This window comes from Colwellia sp. BRX8-7 (assembly GCF_014077275.1).
Classification (GTDB): domain Bacteria; phylum Pseudomonadota; class Gammaproteobacteria; order Enterobacterales; family Alteromonadaceae; genus Colwellia_A.
Map to the genome: position 1 here is coordinate 1 of NZ_JACGVP010000014.1, position 20,225 is coordinate 20,225.

Here is a 20,225-nt window from a genome sequence, read left to right on the forward strand (position 1 = left end):
GCTGTATCTTCAACTGTTGTAACAGATTCATTATCATCAGTAAGATCTGATAAAGGTGTTACTGAAATTGTTAGAGTAGAACTATCCGTATCACCTGCACCATCAGTTACGATGTAGCTGACCACTGGCACGGCACCATTGAAGTTATCATTGGGTGTAAAAGTGTAACTACCATCTGCATTTAAGGTGAGTTCGCCTTCAGTGAGAGTTACCGTATCACCTGCATTGAAAGTATTTCCATTAACAGTAAAGCTGGTTACGGTTAATGGTCCATCTGCAGTTGCTGCATTATCTAGAACGTTTCCAGAGACTGGGGTATCTTCAGCTGTTGTAACAGATTCATTATCATCAATAAGATCTGATAAAGGTGTTACTGAAATTGTTAGAGTAGAACTATCCGTATCACCTGCACCATCAGTTACGATGTAGCTGACTACGGGCACAGCACCATTGAAATTGTCATTTGGTGTAAAAGTGTAACTACCATCGGCATTTAAAGTGAGTTCACCCTCAGCAAGAGTAACCGTGTCACCTGCATTATACGTATTACCATCAACAGTAAAACTCGTTACGGTTAATGGTCCATCTGCAGTTGCTGCATTATCTAAAACGTTACCAGAGACTGGGGTATCTTCAGCTGTTATAACAGACTCACTATCATCAATAAGATCTGATACGGGTGTTACTGAAATCGTTAAGGTAGAACTATCCGTATCACCGGCACCATCTGTGACGGTATAAGTAATTACAGGAACAGCACCATTGAAGTTATCATTGGGTGTGAAGGTATAACTACCATCTGCATTTAAAGTGAGTTCGCCTTCAGTGAGACTTATCGTATCACCTGCATTGAAAGTATTTCCATCAACAGTAAAATTGGTTACGGTTAATGGTCCATCTGCAGTTGCTGCATTATCCAAAACGTTACCAGAGACTGGGGTATCTTCAGCTGTTGTAACAGATTCATTGTCATCAGTAAGATCTGGTAACGGTGTTACTGAAATTGTTAGCGTAGAACTATCGGTATCACCCGCACCGTCAGTAACGGTGTAGCTGACCACCGGTACACTGCCGTTGAAATTGTCATTTGGTATAAAGGTGTAACTACCATCTGGATTTAAAGTGAGTTCACCTTCAGCGAGAGTAACCGTATCACCTGGATTAAAAGTATTACCATCAACAGTAAAGCTCGTTATAGTCAGAGGGCCATCTGCAGTTTCAGCATTATTAAGTACATTGCCAGAAACAGGGGTATCTTCAGCTGTTGTAACAGATTCATCCGCATCAGTAAGATCTGATACGGGTGTTACTAAAATCGTTAAAGTAGAACTATCCGTATTACCTGCACCATCAGTAACGGTGTAATTGACCACGGGCACAGTGCCATTAAAATTATCAGCAGGTATGAAGGTATAGCTACCGTCTGCATTTAAGGTAAATTCACCCTCTACTAGATTAATTGTCTCGCCCGCATCGAAAGTATTACCATCAACACTAAAGTTAATCACACTTAATGGGCCGCCTGCGCTGGCACCATTATCTAGCACATTACCTGTGGCTGATGTATCTTCTGCTACAGTGACATTTTCATCAGCATCAAATAAGGCAAAGTTATCATTATTATTTTCGTTATCTAAATCACCAGGTAAGACAAAAATATTATTTTGTTCTGTTGTATCGTATCCAGCCTGCGCTAACGTTTCATCGCCTGTTCTGTTTACCGTGGCAAAACTTGTACCTTCATTACTAGTAAGACCTGCAGTTGTTTCAGGAAGCTCTGCATCAATATCAGCATCAATTAAATCTTGAATTGCTGAAATTTCATTTTGAATATTATTGATATCTTCACTATCAACACTTTCTGTATTGTTATCAGGAGAAATTATATCTACACGAATTTCATTTACCGACTCAGCCTCGGAGCTGTAGACTTTATGCTGACTTCCATCAGCATAAGCTAATACAATTTCACTGCCTTTGATTAAATTAAGAACGGCGCCTGCTTTAACGACATCACCAACTTGTAATAGAGTATTTACAGCCACATCGGTGTGAATTTCACCTTTAACATTAATGACTTGTGCACTTTTTGGGTTGGTATAGTTTTCCATAAACAACTTCCTAATGATTTGGCTTACCACATACTCTAGACAATCTAAAAATACTGCAGCTGATTGATAACTGTAAACATACTTATGAGGTTACATATTACAAGTATTTAGACTAAAGACAATGTATTTTAGGTGGTCTTCTAATGAATTGATTAACAGATAAATTAAATAAAAAGATTAAGTTTTAATACAGAAATATTATAAAACTTAATCTTACAATAATGATTCAATGTCTAGGGTCTGTATCTCAATTAAATAGATGTTATTTATAGAGATAAGACATGCAAAATAGATATTAATGTTCAGTAACAACGGCGGTATCGAGTGACACCGCCTTGATGATGATAATAAAATTATTAGTTATTGAATCTACGAAAGACTAATCCAATTAAAGCAAGTGAGAAAATAGCAATTGTTGATGGTTCAGGCACTGAAATTGTCACAGATTTGAATACATGATTCATAAAGTGTCCCGCCTGCGCTCGGTCTTTAATATATGCTGAATAGTCACCAACTGTATTATAACCAGCAGCACCGGCATTATCAGTCGTTATATTTTCAGCACGAGATCTAATTGCGCCATTCTGACCAAAGCTGTCATACCAAGCATTATGATTAACAAAACCATCGATGGTATTATTAAAGAATGAGTATTCATCAAAGTTATTTGAACTCAAAGCATAAATTGCGCCACCAGCAAGTCGACCATACAATATGACTGCTGCTTCTAAGCCATTAAATGTTTCAACATTTTGGATAATGTTATTCTGTTTATATCTTTCACCAAGCGATAAATCAAAACTATTAACATACTCCCATTGGATACCAGCATTATCAGAATATAGCTGACCCCTAATTAGTCCCGCATTGGCCCTTTCTACAACAAAAAGAGATAACACACAAACTACAACAATATTTATGATTTTAGAACTCATACAACTTCCTTAAGCCCTTAATGGGTTAATAATTTGATGTCGCATAACGACATTTACTTCAAGATACTTGTGGTATGCAAGATATACACCAAAAATAAAACCCCATTTAATTCAATGGGTAACATTCAAATGTAAACTTCATTTTTGATAACTGTTAAAAAACACGACACTAAAGCATAACTAAAAAAATTATAATTTAATAACACTTTAGGTACATGATACCTGAATTAATAATTTATGCTAATTTTCAATTTTTATACCTTTCTCTTGTGTTAGCAATAATAATATATTGTGCAGATAATACTTCTAACTCTCCCAGGTACAATTTTTTAGTCTGATTTTAAGCATTTTAAAAGATAAATATATAAATACACCATTAAACATTACCGTAACCTAGTGGTTTGAGATCACTTGTGAAACCTTTCCTAACACTCATTTGTTCAAACTTTCATATATTACTATAATGCAAAAGCTTAGAACTTTCATACTGCTTTTTTATATACCCCTTGCTATAAAGGTGTGAGCGCTACTCGAAGGCTTAGTGCAATAAACCCTTGTCTATATTTGAAGTTAATATTTTGAGCGCTATAAAACAAAAAACCATAATCTTTTGATTATAGGTTTTTCTATATTTTGTGTGAAGAATGGGACGTCTATGGGCACTGATTTTACTCAATAAATTTCCACTAGAGTAAACTCATGATCATTATAGATAAGAAATTAAACAGATAAATTGTCTGTTTGATTTTTATGAAGTACTCCCTAGTTACTAATAAGAGACTGTAAAGCTACCTATCAGTACTACTTTGTATAACTTTTTGCAAAAAAATCATATTAAGGCTCAATTACCTCAGTGGTGTTCCCAGTAATGCCCAGCATATTAGTCTTTTATTAAACCCTACTATTAGATTAACTGCTACAAACTAATCAAGGTTTAAAGTTGGTTTTTAATTTTGGACTTATCCACTACTTTGCTATTATGACTGTTTTCATTTCCCTATTAAGGCAACAGCACTGCGTGGAAGTTTTTCAACTTAGAGATTATCAACAAGAAGCTGTTTCGGCGGTGCTTAAACACTTTCGAAAAACCAACGAATCTGCGGTGATTGTTTTACCTACAGGCTCAGGTAAAAGTCTGGTAATTGCCGAGCTTGCTCGGTTGGCAAAGCGAAAAATATTGGTACTCACCCATGTCAAAGAATTGGTCGAGCAAAATCATCAAAAATATGAAAGCTATGGTGTTACCGCCGGTATTTATTCGGCCGGATTAAAACTGAAAGAAACTCAGCACCAAGTCACGTTCGCCAGTATACAATCGGCAGCTCGCAATCTAGATGACTTTAGTGAGCCCTACTCCTTAATTATTATTGACGAATGTCATAGAGTTAACTTAGCCAGCACTGAGCTGGTTAAAGACAAGTCTAAAGAGCAAACACAAGAAAAAGCAAGCAAGCTGTCCAATAGTAACCAGTATCAACAAATTATTGAAAAATTGATGCAAGTTAATCCTGATGTTAAATTATTGGGTTTAACCGCAACCCCTTATCGTTTAGGTATGGGCTGGATATATAAAAAACATTACCGTGGTTTCATGCGAAGTGAAGAAAAGCGACCTTTTGAGCACTGTATTTATGAACTACCCCTTCGTTACTTAATTAAACGCCAGTATTTAACCGAACCTAATTTAGTCGATGCCACCATAGAGCATTATGATTTTAGTAGCCTGCGAGCAAACGCCTCGGGTGAATATAGTCCTACAGATATCAATCATCTATTAAATAAAAATCCCCGGGTGACTCAAGGCATTATTGAGCAGGTCATTGAGTTAGGCTATAAACGTCAAGGTATTATGATATTTGCCGCTACAGTTGAGCATGCAAAGGAAGTCTTTAGTTATTTACCCGCCAAATTGAGTGCATTAATTACCGGTGCTACCGACAATACTGAACGCGATAAGTTAATTAAGGCATTCAAACGAAAAGAAATTAAATACCTAGTTAATGTTTCAGTATTAACCACTGGCTTTGACGCACCACATGTCGATATGATTGCGATATTACGTCCAACACAATCAGTTAGTCTCTATCAGCAAATCATTGGCCGTGGTCTGCGTTTGAGTGATAACAAAAAAGATTGCTTGGTCATTGACTATACGGGCAATGATTTTGACCTCTATCATCCCGAAGTTGGTGAGAAAAAGCCGAATAGTAAAAGTCAGCCGGTGCAAGTTATTTGCCCAAGTTGTGAATTTCCCAATTTATTTTGGGGCATTTGTGATGATGATGGTTATTTAGTGGAACACTACGGCCGACGATGCCAAGGCCTAATTGAAGAACAAGGTACACAGAGCCAATGTGACTATCGTTTTGTATTTAAAGAATGCCCACACTGCGGTGGTGAAAATGACATAGCTGCTCGTAACTGTTTACAGTGTCATGAAGTCTTGGTTGATCCCGATGATATGTTAAAAAAAGCACTGCAACTTAAAGATTCAAAAATTATTCGTTGCGCAGGTCTTAATTTAACGAAAGTTAGTGATAAGGGAGCTGATAAGTTAAAAATCACTTACCATGACGAGGAAGGCGTTGAACTCAATGAATCTTTTGACTTCACTAAGCCAAATCAAGTTAAAGCGTTCAATGATATCTTTTCTAAACGCCTTAGCGCTAAAATTAGTGTTCAGCTGGGCTCTACTGGATCGTTTGAAGTGACTACACTTGAACAAGCATTAAAGTTAGCTAACATATTGCCGTGTCCTGACTTTGTCATTGGTAGAAAACAAAAATTCTACTGGCGTGTCAAAAACAGACTTTTTGACTATCAAGGTAAATACCGAAAAGCCAATCAGCTCAAATAGGCTCAAATAGGCTCATAACATACTACATAATAAAAAATGATAAGCCTAATATAAAAATGAACGCACAAACTTAACCAGAGAAATTTTTAATTTAAAATCAATTGGTTATCTTAGTGTAAGGTAAAAGATATAGCAGTGCTATAAACACAGGTTTAAAATTTCTAACTTCAAAAAGCAAAAAACCGCTAATCTTTCGATTAGCGGTTTTTCTTTATTTGGCGGTGAGAAAGAGATTTGAACTCTACTCAAAGGTTTAGTGCTATAAACCTTATTTATAATTTCTAACTTCAAAAAGCAAAAAACCGCTAATCTTTCGATTAGCGGCTTTTCTTATTTGGCGGTGAGATAGAGATTTGAACTCTAGAAGGGCTATAAACCCTTGCTGGTTTTCAAGACCAGTGCTTTCGACCACTCAGCCATCTCACCTGAATGTCTCAAAACAATTGCTTGCTTGAAGACGAGGCGAATATTAAAGTGTAGAAAAAGACTTGTAAAGCATTTATTTAACAAAAATGTTTGTTTGCTAAAAAAAACAACAAATCGCTAGCTATTTAAACAATCTTCAAGGGTGTGTATGGGTAATAACAATTTTTCTGTAAACAAGTGCCGCTGTTCTTGGCTTGATACCTCAAAACCTGATTATGTAAAATACCACGATGAAGAATGGGGAGTGCCGGTTCATGACGATAAAGTGATGTTTGAATCCCTTGTTTTAGAATCTGCACAAGCTGGCTTAAGTTGGTACACTATTCTTAAGAAACGTGAAGGTTACCGTACGTTATTTTTAGACTTTGATGTAAATAAAGTTGCAAGGTTTACTAACGACGATGTAGAACGTTTAATGCAAGATGCCTCAATAGTACGCAACAGGCTAAAAATAGTAGCGGCTATTAATAATGCACAACGATTTATTGAAATACAGCAAGAGTACGGAAGTTTTTGTCAGTTCATCTGGTCTTATGTTGATAATAAAACCCAAGTTAACAGTATAAATGATACAGAGAAATCAGTTGCTACGTCGCCTATTAGTGATAGATTAGCCAAAGACATGAAGAAGATTGGCTTTAAATTTCTAGGCTCAACAACCTTATATTCACATTTACAAGCAACCGGATTGATAAATGACCACTCAAATAGCTGTTTTAGAAAATAAGTGAGTAATACCTTGGAAAAATAACAATCACCAACAAGCCACCAATGCTAGTTAATGCGGCTAAATTTTTTAGTTACAAATATTCACAAATTATTAGTAAATATCAACAAATTTAAGCAACTAAATAATAGTATTTTAAAAAACGCCATGTCATAATATGTCAAGATGTCATAAAGAAAATTTAAGAGTACTCTTGAATTTTACTTAAATGGCCTTATCTAAAAAGTATAACTAAAGTTATCAGAGGAAGTTTTATGCAATCAAATATTGGTTTACAAGCGAGTAAAAGCTCAGCTATAGAAATTAACAAGGTACTTAAAAATACCTATATGTTGTTATCAATGACATTAGCTTTTAGTGCCGTTACTGCCGCTATTTCTATGTCGTTGAACTTGCCACACGGCGCAGCTCTTATAATGACATTAGTCGCTTTTGGCTTAATGTTTGTTGTAAACAAAAAAGCTGATTCAGCGAGTGGTATTTTTTGGATTTTTGCATTCACTGGTTTAATGGGAGCCTCTCTAGGCCCTATGCTTAACCATTACGCTGCAATGCCTGCAGGTCCTGGAATGATAATGCAAGCCTTAGGTGGCACTGCATTAATATTTTTCGCCTTATCGGGTTATGCATTAACTAGCAAAAAAGACTTCTCGTTTATGGGTGGTTTTTTGATGGTCGGTTTAATTGTGGTAATAGTTGCAAGTATTGCAAATATTTTCTTTCAAATACCGGCTCTTTCATTAGCAGTTAGCGCAGCTATTATCATGATTATGTCTGGTTTAATCTTGTTTGATACTAGTCGTATAATTAATGGTGGTGAAACCAACTACATTCGAGCAACTATTTCTTTATACTTGAATATTTACAACATCTTCGTGCATTTATTACACCTTTTAGGCGTAATGGGCGGCGATGATTAATATCGTAAGATAATAGAATGTAAGTGAGTTATTGCTTATAATATGAAACCTCGTTGATCTTACGGTCACCGAGGTTTTTTTATATTCATTTATAATCACTATTTACTTGTGTATGTAGGACATTTTGTGAAAAAACTCGCCTTTGTTATTACCACCCCGCCCAACAGTAACTTAACGGCTACTGCTATTAATATGGTTACCGCTGCGTTAAAGAGTGATATTAACGTTGTTGGCGTATTTTTTTATCAAGACGGTGTTTTAAATGGTAGCCAGCACCTTGCACTCCCTAATGACGAATACCAAGCCCATCGACAATGGCAACAATTACATCACGACTATGATATTCCTTTACACTTATGTGCTACTGCAGCAGAAAAACGTGGACTAAGTGATGATATTAATGATGGTCAAGCCGCTACTATTCATCAGGCATTTACCTTATCGGGCCTAGGTGAGTTAGTAGAATTGAATGTCAACGCTGATCGTCTAATTCAACTGTAAGGTATTTATCATGTCTGAAGCCAAAAAATCACTTGCTATCGTTAATGCCAGCGCACCCTTTTCAGCAGCAAATGCTAAAGATTCTCTTGATGTTGCCCTTATTTTTGGCTCTTATGAACAAGCCATTAGTTTGTATTTTCAAGGCGATGGCGTTTATCAATTAATAGCCAAACAACAACCTGAATTTATCCAACAAAAAGACTTTTTAAAAACGTTAGCGGCATTAGAGTTTTATGATATTGAAAATATTTATGTTTGCCAACATTCACTGACTCAACGTGGCTTGGCTAACGATTTTTCTATTGAAAACGTAGCAGTACTTGACCGTGCAGAGTTCTCGATATCATTACACCAACATCAATCAATATTAAGGTTTTAACCCACATGAGTATGCTTCACTTAGTGCGCACATCCGCTTTTCAAACAAGCGACTTTGAACAATGTCTTGACGTAATACAAGCAAATGACACTATCGTGCTACTTGATGATGGTTGCTACAACCTTAGTCATGATTTATGGCAACAAGCCTTAAGTAAAATAGCGCTGCCCGCGCTTTATATTGTTGAAGCGCACGCACAAGCAAGAGCTATAACGATTGATAAAGAAAAAATAAACACTTTATCACTCGATGCATTAATGACATTGATTTGTGCAACAGAAAAATCGGTAACTTGGCAGTGAGTTTATTTTTTAATGAGCAAGAAATCGCCACCGACAAGCAAGGTTATTTAATTAACTTTAAAGACTGGCATACAGATTTAGCGCAGATAATTGCTGATAAAGACCAATTGGTATTAACGGAGCAACACTTTGAAGTTATACGCTTTGTTAGAGAGTTCTACCTGACTTACAATACGTCCCCGGCAATAAGAGCGTTAACAAAAGCGATGAAAGCAGAATTTGGCGAAGAAAAATCAAGTAGTCGGTACTTATATCGATTATTCAAAGAAGGGCCAGCAAAACAAGCAACAAAGTATGCTGGTTTACCCAAACCAGCACGCTGTATTTAAACGTTTTACTCTCCGACTATCAATATTAAACTTTAATATTGATAGTGAAACCACTGCTACCTGATGTTGGTAATGCCACGGAGTCAATACTGCCAGCCGAGGCGATAAGCTTTAGCGCCATTTCACCTTCAAGCTCTTGCTGACCTTTAGATAAGGCTGCGGTTTTTAATGCATAACCTGTAGTTATATCTGTTTGCACACTTTCAATATTATTCAATGATAACGACATAAAGCCTCTCACGTTTTAGCTATGCACATAGCAAGTTAGAACAAGTACAACATTTGTCACAAACTATATCGACTCTCTTTATCATAACTTTAGTCAATGATAACATTTACTCAAAAGCTGATAATAACGCTTCCACAGGATGACGAGTCTGCATGTTTCCTAAACGCTTTGTTTGGCTTCTACAGGAGTAGCCAGTCACTAAGACTTGTTTAGCCTCTAATTTAGCTAACTTATCTTGCCAACTCATTTCAAATAACATTTTCGAGTTTTCAAAATTTACTTGCTCATGTCCGTAAGTACCAGCCATACCACAACAGCCCACAGAGACGTTTTCAAGTGTCAAACCAAATAACTTGAATATCTCACGCCATTGCCCTTCACTACCGGCTAATGCCGTTTTCTCAGTACAATGTGCAAATAATTTATAAGGCGCCACTGGTTTATCACCCGTTAGTGATGAAAGTGCTATTTTAGTATTCTGATGTTCTATAACCGTTAATAACCATTCATGGGCTAACAGCACGTGAAAATCGCCACGCTTATCACCAAGCGTTTGTTTATATTCGTCGCGATAGCAAAGCGTCAATGAAGCATCTAAACCGACCATAGGTATATTTAACTGATGAAGTTCATTTAAAAATTCAGCGGTATTTTTAGCTGTCTTTGCAAATTTAGCTAAAAATCCTTTTACGTGCTGCGGTTTACCATTAGGTTTAAACGGTAATAATATTGGGGTAAAACCTAACTTTTCAATTAATGCCATCATAGCTTCAACGACGTTAGCATCATAAAAAGAAGTAAACGGGTCTTGAACGATCAGCACATAACTCGCTTGTTGCTCTTTATTGAGCCCTTGTAAATAAGCAAGGTCAAAGGATTGATAATTTTTTTCTCTGACTTGCTTTGCTAAGGTCGGTACAGAAAGTATCGGAGTATCAATATAACCAATCGTTGCTCGTGAAAATTTGTCGTACCATTTATGGGATAATACCGAATTAATTAATTTCGGAGATTTGGCCATTAATGGTGTTAATGTTTCTACATTAGCGACTAAGTGATCTTTTAACGGACGGAAGTATCTTGAATGATATAAGTTAACAAAGCGCGCTCTAAAATCTGGAACATCTACTTTTACAGGGCATTGACTCGCACAAGCTTTACAGGCTAAACAGCCTTGCATCGCTTCCATCACTTCGTGAGAAAAATCTTCTTTTTGATGTGCTGAAAAACGATTTTTTATCTTATCTAATAAACGTTTTACAGACCAATGCTGAATGTTTTCTTCTAAACTAAGGATATCGACTCCCTTAGCTTCTAAAAGACGTAACCACTCACGCATCAAGCCTGCTCTACCTTTTGGCGAATGTCTTCGGTCACGCGTTACCTTGCTTGAAGGACACATTGGGCTGTCTACATCATAATTGAAACACAAGCCATTGCCATTACAGTCGAGCGCTGAACTAAATGAATCTTTTACCGTTATAGGTATTTGCCGGTCATAGAAACCCCGTTTAGTGTCGTCAACCGAGACTAGTTTTTCACTCGATTCAAGTGGCGTACAAATTTTACCTGGATTCATTTTATTATGCGGGTCGAAAGCACTTTTAATTTTTCTTAGTTCAGTAAATAAATGTTCACCGAAAAATTTTGGACTGTATTCGCTTCGATAACCTTTGCCATGTTCACCCCACATTAAACCACCATATTTAGCGGTTAACGTTACCACTTTATCAGAGATTTCGCGGAGCAACTTTTCTTGTTCAGGATCGCACATATCGAGTGCTGGGCGGACATGTAAAACACCCGCATCAACATGACCAAACATGCCGTAGTGCAAACCATAACTATCGAGTAATGCGCGAAACTCAACAATGTAATCCGCTAAGTTTTCGGGTGGCACGGCAGTATCTTCGGCAAAAGCTAATGGTTTTTGACTACCTGCTGTGTTGCCTAACAAGCCAACGGCTTTTTTTCGCATACCATAAAGTTTATTGATACTGCTTAAATCAGTGGTCACTTGATAACCAATAACACCGGTATTATTGCTAATGTCGCTATCTAAACGTGCTGTTAATTGTGCGACCTGATCGGCTAAAGCTTCAATACTGGTGCCGTTGTACTCAACAATATTAATACCGTCCATGACTTTACTGTCAACATCGGTGATTAAATCACGCACCGAATGCCAGACAATATCTTGTTTGGCTAAATTTAAGACTTTTGAATCGATGGTTTCAACTGAAGTCGCTTTAGCTTCAACGAGCGCCGGTGAATGGCGCAGCGCAGAATCAAAACTGTCATATTTAATTACAATCAGTGTTTTAGCTTTTAAAATTGGCGTTAAGTTGAGTTTTGCCTCACAAACAAAGGCTAACGAACCTTCTGAACCGGTGATCAGACGAGAAATATCAACTTGGCTTAAATCATCATTAAAAACATTTTCTAGATCATAACCCGTTAAAAAACGATTTAAACGGGGAAATTTTTCTAAAATCAAGGCTCGGTTGTCACGACATGAGGCCAGTACTTGTTTAACAATATGGCCGTAACTGCTATTTTGTTGCGCGAGTTCTTCCGCTTCCTCAATGGACATCGGAGATGTTGACAGAAAGTCACCATTGGCTAAAACCGATTCTAGGGCTAAAACATGATTAGAGGTTTTGCCATAGACCAGAGAGCCTTGCCCGGAAGCATCAGTATTAATCATGCCACCAATGGTTGCACGACTACTGGTTGATAAATCTGGAGAAAAGAAAAAACCGTGTGGACGTAAATAATCATTTAATTGATCTTTGATGACGCCCGCTTCAACACGTATCCAGTTTTCTTCAATATTAATTTCTAAAATACGGTTCATATATTTTGACAAGTCAACGACAATGCCTGGCGTTAAGCTTTGTCCATTGGTGCCAGTTCCACCGCCACGCGCACTAAACTTAATACTTTGATACTTTGGCGTTGAAGACAATTGACTGATCAATTGTACGTCTTGCTTACTTCGAGGATGTAAAACCAATTGTGGTAATTGTTGATAAATGCTGTTGTCGGTAGCAACCGCTAGCCGAGCACTATATTGGCAATTAATTTCACCGCTATATTGACTGTTACCAAGCTCCTGAGAAAACTTTTGATACAGTGGAGCGATAAGTTCTTGGTGTTCTAATGAAGGTAAGCTCTGAGACATAGACGAAAAACATATTAACGATTTAAGGTTAAGGTAAGTATATCACGTCAGTTTTGAATTATGACTCAAGTTTTGTTGAAGAGTGCAAAAAGGCTAAGAACTTTTTAACTAAACTTATAGTAAAAAGAACCTAGCCTTTGTTTATTATATTGCCAGTGAGGCTATGACCTCACATTATTCACCGATAAACCACGCTATACGATTATTTATTCTTGTGGTTTTCAGCAATATACAACCAAGTCGCTAATACCGTATCTGGATTAAGCGAAACACTGTCGATACCTTCTTCAACCAACCATGCGGCAAAATCAGGGTGATCTGACGGGCCTTGGCCACAAATACCCACATATTTACCACGCGCTTTACAAGCTTTAATCGCCATCGACAATAAGGCTTTAATAGCAGGATTACGTTCATCAAATAAATGAGCGATTAAACCAGAGTCACGGTCTAAACCTAGTGTTAATTGCGTTAAATCATTTGAACCGATAGAAAATCCGTCAAAATGATCTAGAAATTGATCGGCTAACAAACAGTTCGACGGTAATTCACACATCATAATAACGCGCAAACCATTTTCACCACGTTTCAGACCATTTTCAGCTAGTATTTCAATGACTTGCTCGGCTTCTTCTACCGTACGAACAAATGGGATCATGACTTCAACGTTGGTAAAATCCATGTCGTTTCGCACGCGTTTAATCGCTTCACACTCAAGTGCAAAACATTCACGGAAATCTTTAGAGATATAACGTGCTGCGCCGCGATAGCCAATCATTGGATTTTCTTCTTCCGGTTCAAACACGTCGCCGCCAACTAAGTTAGCATATTCGTTTGATTTGAAATCAGACATTCTAACGATTACTTTCTCAGGCGAATAAGCTGACGCTAAGGTTGCAATACCTTCAGTTAGCTTAGCAATATAAAATTCAACTGGGCTAGCATAACCAACGATAATGTCGTTAATTTCATCTTTTAAATCGTCAGATTGCTCGTCAAAATTTAACAACGCTTTTGGATGAATGCCAATCATCTTATTAATAATGAATTCTAAACGCGCTAAACCAATACCCGCATGAGGTAAACGAGCAAAACCAAAGGCTCTGTCTGGGTTACCAACATTCATCATTATTTTTAATGGAACTTCTGGCATCGAATCAACTTGTGAAGTTGTTACAGTAAAATCAAGTTTACCTTTGTAGATAAAACCGGTATCACCTTCAGCACAAGAAACGGTAATATCATCACCATTAGCAATACGTTTTGTCGCATCACCACAACCAACAACCGCAGGAATACCCATTTCACGAGCAATAATTGCAGCATGACAAGTTCTACCACCACGATTAGTAACAATCGCAGAAGCACGCTTCATAATAGGCTCCCAATCAGGGTCGGTCATATCGGTGACTAAAACATCACCGGGCTTAATTTTATCCATTTCAGCCAGTGAAGCTAAAACCTTTGCTTCACCACTACCAATTTTGTGACCTATTGAGCGACCTTCACAAATAACATCAGCGGTTGTTTGTAATTGAAACTGTTCCATGACATTTGCGCTTTCGCGGCTACGAACTGTTTCAGGGCGCGCCTGAACGATGTAAAGCTTACCGTCTAAGCCATCTTTAGCCCATTCAATATCCATTGGACGTTGATAATGCTTTTCAATAATAACGGCTTGTTTGGCAAGTTCTTGAACTTCATCATCGGTTAATGAAAATTGATTAGACAACTTTTCTTCAATATCAACAATTTCAACTTGTTTGCCATGACTTTGATCTGTGGTGTAAATCATTTTTATGGCTTTACTACCGATATTACGACGAACAACCGACGGTCTACCTTTAGCAAGTGTAGGTTTATGAACATAAAATTCATCAGGGTTAACTGCGCCCTGCACCACCATTTCACCTAAACCGTAACTTGAGGTAATAAAGACTACGTCTTCAAAGCCAGACTCAGTATCAATAGAGAACATCACACCGCTTGAAGCAATATCACTACGTACCATACGCTGAATGCCAGCAGACAAAGCAACACCACGATGGTCATAACCTTGATGAACACGGTAAGAGATAGCACGGTCGTTAAATAAAGAAGCGTAAACATGTTTGATCGCTATCATCACAGCGTCAAAACCACGTACGTTTAAGAAAGTTTCTTGTTGTCCCGCAAAAGAAGCATCGGGCATATCTTCTGCCGTTGCTGAAGAACGAACAGCAAATGAAGCATCGTCAGCAAAACCATCGGCTAAGGTGGTGTAGGCTTTTGCTATATCTTGCTGCATTTCAGGTAGAAATGGTGTTTCTATGATCCAATTACGGATTGTTTCACCTGATTTTGATAATGCGGCTAGGTCATCAACATCTAAATTATCAAGTAACTGATATATTTTGTCGTTGATGCCACTTTGTTCTAAGAATTCATTAAATGCGTAGGAAGTCGTAGCAAAACCACCTGGGACTTGCACGCCTACGTTTGAAAGGTTTGAGATCATTTCACCAAGTGATGCATTTTTTCCGCCAACGCGGTCAACATCATTCATTCCTAAAACTTCATACCAAAGTACATTTTCTTGCACGACATCTTCTCCAAAAAAAAAGAAACAAAAATAAATAGATTTATGAGTTATATCAGTATATTTATAGCTTAAGACATTTTACACTGCGAACTTTATAAACTGAAATGTTATTTGAAACATTTCAGTATAAGTTACAGTTATACCCATTTAATTAATTGAATGGCCTAGTTTTCATCAGAAAAATGGGTAAATATCCTGCATAAAATTTATTAAGTCATTAACCTACTTATTAATTTTATCTGGCAGTAGTCATTTATTTTAACTATAAAAAAACTCAGCTAATTTTATTGGTTGGGTATTAAAAATAATAAAGAGGTTTTTAAATGCGCGCTGCTTTTTATATTTCTGATGGCACAGCCATTACATCAGAGGTTTTTGGTCATGCTTTGCTATCACTTTTCCCAATGGAATTTGATCACGACACTATTTCATTTGTTGAAACTGTTGAAAAAGCAGAAGCGGCAAAAATAAAAATTAATAAGGCCGCTAAACGTACCGGTATGCCGCCGTTAGTTTTTCATACCTTTGTTAATAACGACATTAGAAAAATTATTGATAGTTGTGATGGCGTTATTTATAACTTCCTAGAGCATTTTGTCGCGCCACTTGAGAAAGAACTGCAACTAGACGCTAAGCCTACCGCTCATCGCACGCACAGTATTCACGAAAATAGTTATGATTATCGTATTGATGCGGTTAATTATTCACTGGCCAATGATGATGGTTCAAATGTTACCAATTATGAGCATGCCGACGTTATTCTCGTGGGTGTATCGCGCTCGGGTAAAACACCAACCTCGCTATACCTCGCACTACAATATGGTATCAAAGCAGCGAATTACCCTTTTACTGATGATGATATGGACGACCTGACTTTACCTGACTTTTTAAAACCTCATAAAAAGAAACTGTTTGGCTTAACTATCGACGCACAACGCTTAATTGATATTCGCGGTGAAAGATTAGCGAACAGTAAATATTCATCAGCACGACAGTGTCGAATGGAAGTTAGAGAAGTGGAGAAACTGTATAAAAAAGAAAAAATTCCCTTCCTTAACAGCACAAAGTTTTCAGTAGAAGAAATATCAGCAAAAATCCTCAATGAAACAGGCTTACAACGCTATAAATATTAACTTAGTTCAAATTAATCTTTGAAAATACAGAAAGCATTTCACATAAGCCGCTAATTTGGTTATGTTAGCGCGATAAATTATATTGCGCTGGCTTTTTTATTGCGCATTAACGCCTTCAAATAAAAAAATTAGATTACCATGACTATTAAAACGGATGAATTTAGAACCACGCTAATTGAAAACCTTGTTTCTCCTGAAGAATTAGCACAGCAAATCCCACTAGATGATGAAACAGCGAGTTTTATCATCCAAAGCAGAAAAGACATTGAAGCGATTATTACCGGTGACGACGACCGTTTACTGGTCATTATTGGCCCGTGTTCAATTCACGACACCACTGCTGCTGTTGATTACGCAGAGAAACTTAAAGTATTACATGATAAGTACCGAGATGATTTATTGATTGTCATGCGTGTTTATTTTGAAAAGCCTCGTACAACGGTTGGCTGGAAAGGTTTGATTAGTGACCCTGATTTAGATAAATCTTTTCATGTAGCCAAAGGCTTAAACCTGGCTCGATCGTTATTAATGGATATTAATAAACTCGGTTTACCTGCAGGTACTGAATTTTTAGATATGGTGACCGGCCAATATATTTCAGATTTAATAAGCTGGGGAGCTATTGGTGCTAGAACAACTGAAAGCCAAGTTCACCGAGAATTAGCTTCAGCACTTTCATGTCCAGTAGGTTTTAAAAATGGCACTGACGGTAATGTACAGATTGCTGTTGACGCCATCAACGCCTCAAGTGTGCCTCATGTTTTATACTCACCCAATAAAAGTGGTCAAATGTGTATTTATCAAACGCATGGTAACCCATTTGCTCATGTTATTTTACGTGGCGGTAAAGAGCCGAACTATCACGCAGAAAACATTAGTAAGACCGGTGAAGTATTGGCTAAAGCTGGCTTAGATAATCGTATTATGATCGATTGTAGCCATGGCAATAGTTTTAAAGACCATAACAAACAAATTGACGTTGCTCGCTCTTTAAGAGCTCAAATGGAGCAAGGCGACAACGCTATATTTGGTGTAATGGTTGAAAGCTTCTTAGTTGAGGGTAATCAAAAAGTGGTTGATGTTAACAAACTCACCTACGGACAAAGTATCACTGATGCCTGTATTAACTTAGACACCAGTGTCAGTTTGTTAGATGAGTTATCGGCGGCTGTTCAAGCTAAACGTTCAACTCAACGTTAAATTTATCTATAAAGCATATTTCAACGCTTAAATAAAAAAAGCCGCTGAGGATAACTCCCTTGCGGCTTTTTTATATTCAGCAAAATTTATCTAAGTGAAACTAAACCAAACACCGTAACGTAAAGTGTTTGGTTAGCTCCGTTTGCTGCTAATGCTCAACCAATTCTTTCTTTTGAATATAACTGAGTACTAATTTATCTTTTTTGACACCAACTTTCGCCACGCCACCGTGTGTTAGATCACCAAACAATAATTCATTAGCTAATGGTTTCTTTAAGTGCTCTTGTATTAGACGTGACATAGGTCGAGCGCCCATCGATTTATCATAACCGTTAACAGCCAACCATTTTCTAGCGTCTTTCGTTAATTCTAATGAAACGCCTTTTTGATCAAGTAGTGCCTGTAGTTCAACAATAAATTTATCAACCACTTGTTGAATAACAACTTCATCTAAATGGTTGAACCAGACAATATTGTCTAAACGATTTCTAAATTCAGGTGAGAAGGTTTTATTAATTTCACCCATTGCATCAATTGACTGATCTTGTTGTTTAAAACCAATAGATTGGCGAGTTATTTCATGAGCTCCCGCATTGGTTGTTAACACTAAAACAATATTTCTAAAATCAGCTTTACGACCGTTATTATCGGTTAATGTTCCGTGGTCCATGACCTGCAATAAAATGTTATAAACATCTTCATGAGCTTTTTCAATTTCATCTAACAAGACCACAGAATGAGGATGCTTAATGACTGCATCCGTTAATAAACCGCCTTGCTCATAACCAACATAACCTGGAGGAGCACCTATTAAACGGCTTACCGCATGTTTCTCCATGTACTCTGACATGTCGTAGCGTAATAGTTCGACACCTAAAGATTTAGCTAATTGTTGTGTTACTTCTGTTTTACCCACCCCAGTTGGCCCAGCAAATAAGAACGAACCAACAGGTTTGTGTTCATTACCTAAACCAGCACGAGATAAGCGAATTACTGAAGTCAGTTCATCAATAGCGTGGTCTTGTCCAAAAACAACCATTTTCAAGTTACGGTCTAATGTCTTAAGACTGTCTTTTTCTGATGATGAAACTGACTTTTCAGGGATCCTCGCCATTTTGGCAACAATAGATTCTATATCACTGTCGTTAATTACTTTTTTACGCTTCGAAGCAGCAACTAATTGTTGTTTTGCACCCGCTTCATCAATAACATCAATGGCTTTATCGGGAAGAAAACGCTCATTGATATATTTAGCCGACAATTGTGCAGCTGCACGCAAGGCTTTATTGGTATAACGAATACCGTGATGTGATTCGTATTTTTCTTTTAAACCATGCAATATTTTAGTGGTGTCATCAACACTTGGCTCGACAACATCTATTTTTTGAAAACGGCGAGCTAATGCACGATCTTTTTCAAAAACACTTTGGTATTCTTGGTAGGTCGTTGAACCCATGCAACGAAGTTTTCCTGATGATAATAATGGCTTTATTAAATTAGAAGCGTCCATCATGCCACCTGAAGCAGCACCAGCACCAATTATCGTATGAATTTCATCGATAAATAGAATGGCATTGCCCTCTTCTTCCAACTCTTTTAATAAGCCTTTAAAACGTTTTTCAAAATCACCACGGTATTTGGTGCCCGCTAATAAAGCACCCATATCAAGCGAGTAAATAGTGGTTTCAGCTAAGAATTCAGGTACATCGTCAGAAATAACTAAATTGGCAAGTCCTTCGGCAATAGCTGTTTTACCCACCCCTGCTTCACCAACAAATAAAGGGTTATTCTTACGGCGACGACTTAGTACCTGTAAAGTTCGTTCTAATTCGCTATCGCGACCAATTAGCGGGTCAATATTCCCTTTTCTCGCTTCTTCGTTAAGATTGGTAGCAAAGTTTTCAATAGTACGGGGTTCTTCAACGTGAGCTTCTTCGGTAGATTGCGGAGAATCCGTATGTTCTATTTTAGAAATTCCATGAGAAATAAAATTTACAATGTCTAAACGGCTAATGTCTGATTTTTTCAGAAAATAAGCCGCTTGAGATTCTTGTTCACTGAAAATAGCGACCAGTACGTTGGAACCGTTAACTTCACTTTTTCCAGAAGATTGCACATGAAAAACGGCTCGTTGTAATACGCGCTGAAAACCTAAAGTTGGTTGAGTTTCACGTTCAATTTCCCCTTCTGGGATCACTGGCGTTGTTTCTGCTATAAAATCTAGTAACTCTTTACGTATTTTTCCCATATCGGCAGCACAAGCTTTAAGCGCTTCGATTGATGAAGGGTTGTCTAATAAGGCTAATAATAAATGCTCAACCGTCATAAATTCATGACGGGAGTCCTTGGCTTGACGGAAAGCCATATTTAATGATATTTCTAAATCTTTGTTCAGCATAGACTACTCCACT

At 37.4% G+C, this 20,225-nt stretch carries 15 protein-coding genes and 1 tRNA gene; 9 read left to right on the forward strand and 7 right to left on the reverse strand.

Annotation, left to right across the window (positions count from 1 at the left end; all coding sequences use genetic code 11):
- Positions 1-2,111: Ig-like domain-containing protein (locus H4J57_RS14000; protein ID WP_182243364.1), on the reverse strand; the 2,111-nt coding region annotated here is incomplete at its 3' end.
- 356 nt (positions 2,112-2,467) lie between these two features.
- Entirely contained in the window at positions 2,468-3,046 is a 579-nt protein-coding gene (locus tag H4J57_RS14005; RefSeq protein WP_182243366.1) for a PEP-CTERM sorting domain-containing protein, read from the reverse strand.
- Between the two features lie 979 nt (positions 3,047-4,025).
- Between H4J57_RS14005 and H4J57_RS14010 the strand changes: the two genes are divergently transcribed.
- Positions 4,026-5,903 (forward strand): DEAD/DEAH box helicase, encoded by a 1,878-nt coding sequence (locus tag H4J57_RS14010; RefSeq protein ID WP_182243445.1) that lies wholly within the window; start codon positions 4,026-4,028, stop codon positions 5,901-5,903.
- A 335-nt stretch (positions 5,904-6,238) separates the two neighbouring features.
- Here the strand turns inward: H4J57_RS14010 and H4J57_RS14015 are convergent.
- A tRNA-Ser gene (locus tag H4J57_RS14015) sits at positions 6,239-6,329 on the reverse strand.
- 148 nt (positions 6,330-6,477) lie between these two features.
- Here H4J57_RS14015 and H4J57_RS14020 point away from each other — a divergent pair.
- From H4J57_RS14020 to H4J57_RS14045, 6 genes are all read left to right on the forward strand, one after another.
- Complete coding sequence (locus H4J57_RS14020) at positions 6,478-7,056, forward strand: DNA-3-methyladenine glycosylase I (RefSeq protein ID WP_070373647.1); 579 nt, start codon at positions 6,478-6,480, stop codon at positions 7,054-7,056.
- A 254-nt stretch (positions 7,057-7,310) separates the two neighbouring features.
- On the forward strand, positions 7,311-7,976 hold the full coding sequence (locus tag H4J57_RS14025) for a Bax inhibitor-1/YccA family protein (protein ID WP_070373648.1): 666 nt from the start codon (positions 7,311-7,313) through the stop codon (positions 7,974-7,976).
- A gap of 126 nt (positions 7,977-8,102) precedes the next feature.
- A complete protein-coding gene (gene tusD / locus H4J57_RS14030; RefSeq protein WP_182243368.1) occupies positions 8,103-8,477 on the forward strand; it encodes a sulfurtransferase complex subunit TusD in 375 nt (124 codons plus the stop codon).
- A gap of 10 nt (positions 8,478-8,487) precedes the next feature.
- Entirely contained in the window at positions 8,488-8,856 is a 369-nt protein-coding gene (gene tusC / locus H4J57_RS14035) for a sulfurtransferase complex subunit TusC (RefSeq protein ID WP_182243370.1), read from the forward strand.
- A gap of 5 nt (positions 8,857-8,861) precedes the next feature.
- Complete coding sequence (gene tusB / locus H4J57_RS14040) at positions 8,862-9,158, forward strand: sulfurtransferase complex subunit TusB (RefSeq protein ID WP_182171813.1); 297 nt, start codon at positions 8,862-8,864, stop codon at positions 9,156-9,158.
- On the forward strand, positions 9,149-9,487 hold the full coding sequence (locus tag H4J57_RS14045) for a TusE/DsrC/DsvC family sulfur relay protein (protein WP_182216104.1): 339 nt from the start codon (positions 9,149-9,151) through the stop codon (positions 9,485-9,487). The genes tusB and H4J57_RS14045 overlap by 10 nt, the downstream gene beginning before the upstream one ends.
- 25 nt (positions 9,488-9,512) lie before the next feature.
- On the opposite strand, the gene H4J57_RS14050 is transcribed toward H4J57_RS14045, so the two are convergent.
- The 3 genes from H4J57_RS14050 to ppsA form a co-directional block, all read right to left on the reverse strand.
- Complete coding sequence (locus H4J57_RS14050; RefSeq protein ID WP_182243372.1) at positions 9,513-9,716, reverse strand: cytoplasmic protein; 204 nt, start codon at positions 9,714-9,716, stop codon at positions 9,513-9,515.
- Between the two features lie 106 nt (positions 9,717-9,822).
- Entirely contained in the window at positions 9,823-12,900 is a 3,078-nt protein-coding gene (locus tag H4J57_RS14055) for an FAD-binding and (Fe-S)-binding domain-containing protein (protein ID WP_182243374.1), read from the reverse strand.
- A gap of 202 nt (positions 12,901-13,102) precedes the next feature.
- Positions 13,103-15,481, reverse strand: coding sequence for a phosphoenolpyruvate synthase (gene ppsA / locus H4J57_RS14060; RefSeq protein ID WP_182216000.1), 2,379 nt, complete (start codon positions 15,479-15,481; stop codon positions 13,103-13,105).
- Positions 15,482-15,804: 323 nt separating this feature from the next.
- On the opposite strand from ppsA, the gene H4J57_RS14065 reads away from it, so the two are divergent.
- A complete protein-coding gene (locus tag H4J57_RS14065) occupies positions 15,805-16,614 on the forward strand; it encodes a pyruvate, water dikinase regulatory protein (RefSeq protein ID WP_070373656.1) in 810 nt (269 codons plus the stop codon).
- Positions 16,615-16,752: 138 nt separating this feature from the next.
- The gene (locus H4J57_RS14070) at positions 16,753-17,814 is read left to right on the forward strand and encodes a 3-deoxy-7-phosphoheptulonate synthase (protein WP_182243376.1); all 1,062 of its coding nucleotides are present in this window, start codon (positions 16,753-16,755) and stop codon (positions 17,812-17,814) included.
- A gap of 148 nt (positions 17,815-17,962) precedes the next feature.
- Here H4J57_RS14070 and clpA read toward each other — a convergent pair whose 3' ends face one another.
- The gene (clpA, locus tag H4J57_RS14075) at positions 17,963-20,212 is read right to left on the reverse strand and encodes an ATP-dependent Clp protease ATP-binding subunit ClpA (protein WP_182216003.1); all 2,250 of its coding nucleotides are present in this window, start codon (positions 20,210-20,212) and stop codon (positions 17,963-17,965) included.
- Positions 20,213-20,225 lie beyond the last annotated feature (13 nt).

What these genes read in the sequence shown, in the direction of transcription:
- H4J57_RS14010 (WP_182243445.1), top strand. Translation starts at nt 4,026, where the DNA reads ATGACTGTTTTCATTTCCCTATTAAGGCAACAGCACTGCGTGGAAGTT.
- clpA (WP_182216003.1), bottom strand. Translation starts at nt 20,212, where the DNA reads ATGCTGAACAAAGATTTAGAAATATCATTAAATATGGCTTTCCGTCAA.
- tusB (WP_182171813.1), top strand. Translation starts at nt 8,862, where the DNA reads ATGAGTATGCTTCACTTAGTGCGCACATCCGCTTTTCAAACAAGCGAC.
- H4J57_RS14020 (WP_070373647.1), top strand. Translation starts at nt 6,478, where the DNA reads ATGGGTAATAACAATTTTTCTGTAAACAAGTGCCGCTGTTCTTGGCTT.
- H4J57_RS14050 (WP_182243372.1), bottom strand. Translation starts at nt 9,716, where the DNA reads ATGTCGTTATCATTGAATAATATTGAAAGTGTGCAAACAGATATAACT.
- tusC (WP_182243370.1), top strand. Translation starts at nt 8,488, where the DNA reads ATGTCTGAAGCCAAAAAATCACTTGCTATCGTTAATGCCAGCGCACCC.
- H4J57_RS14070 (WP_182243376.1), top strand. Translation starts at nt 16,753, where the DNA reads ATGACTATTAAAACGGATGAATTTAGAACCACGCTAATTGAAAACCTT.
- H4J57_RS14065 (WP_070373656.1), top strand. Translation starts at nt 15,805, where the DNA reads ATGCGCGCTGCTTTTTATATTTCTGATGGCACAGCCATTACATCAGAG.
- H4J57_RS14055 (WP_182243374.1), bottom strand. Translation starts at nt 12,900, where the DNA reads ATGTCTCAGAGCTTACCTTCATTAGAACACCAAGAACTTATCGCTCCA.
- H4J57_RS14005 (WP_182243366.1), bottom strand. Translation starts at nt 3,046, where the DNA reads ATGAGTTCTAAAATCATAAATATTGTTGTAGTTTGTGTGTTATCTCTT.
- H4J57_RS14025 (WP_070373648.1), top strand. Translation starts at nt 7,311, where the DNA reads ATGCAATCAAATATTGGTTTACAAGCGAGTAAAAGCTCAGCTATAGAA.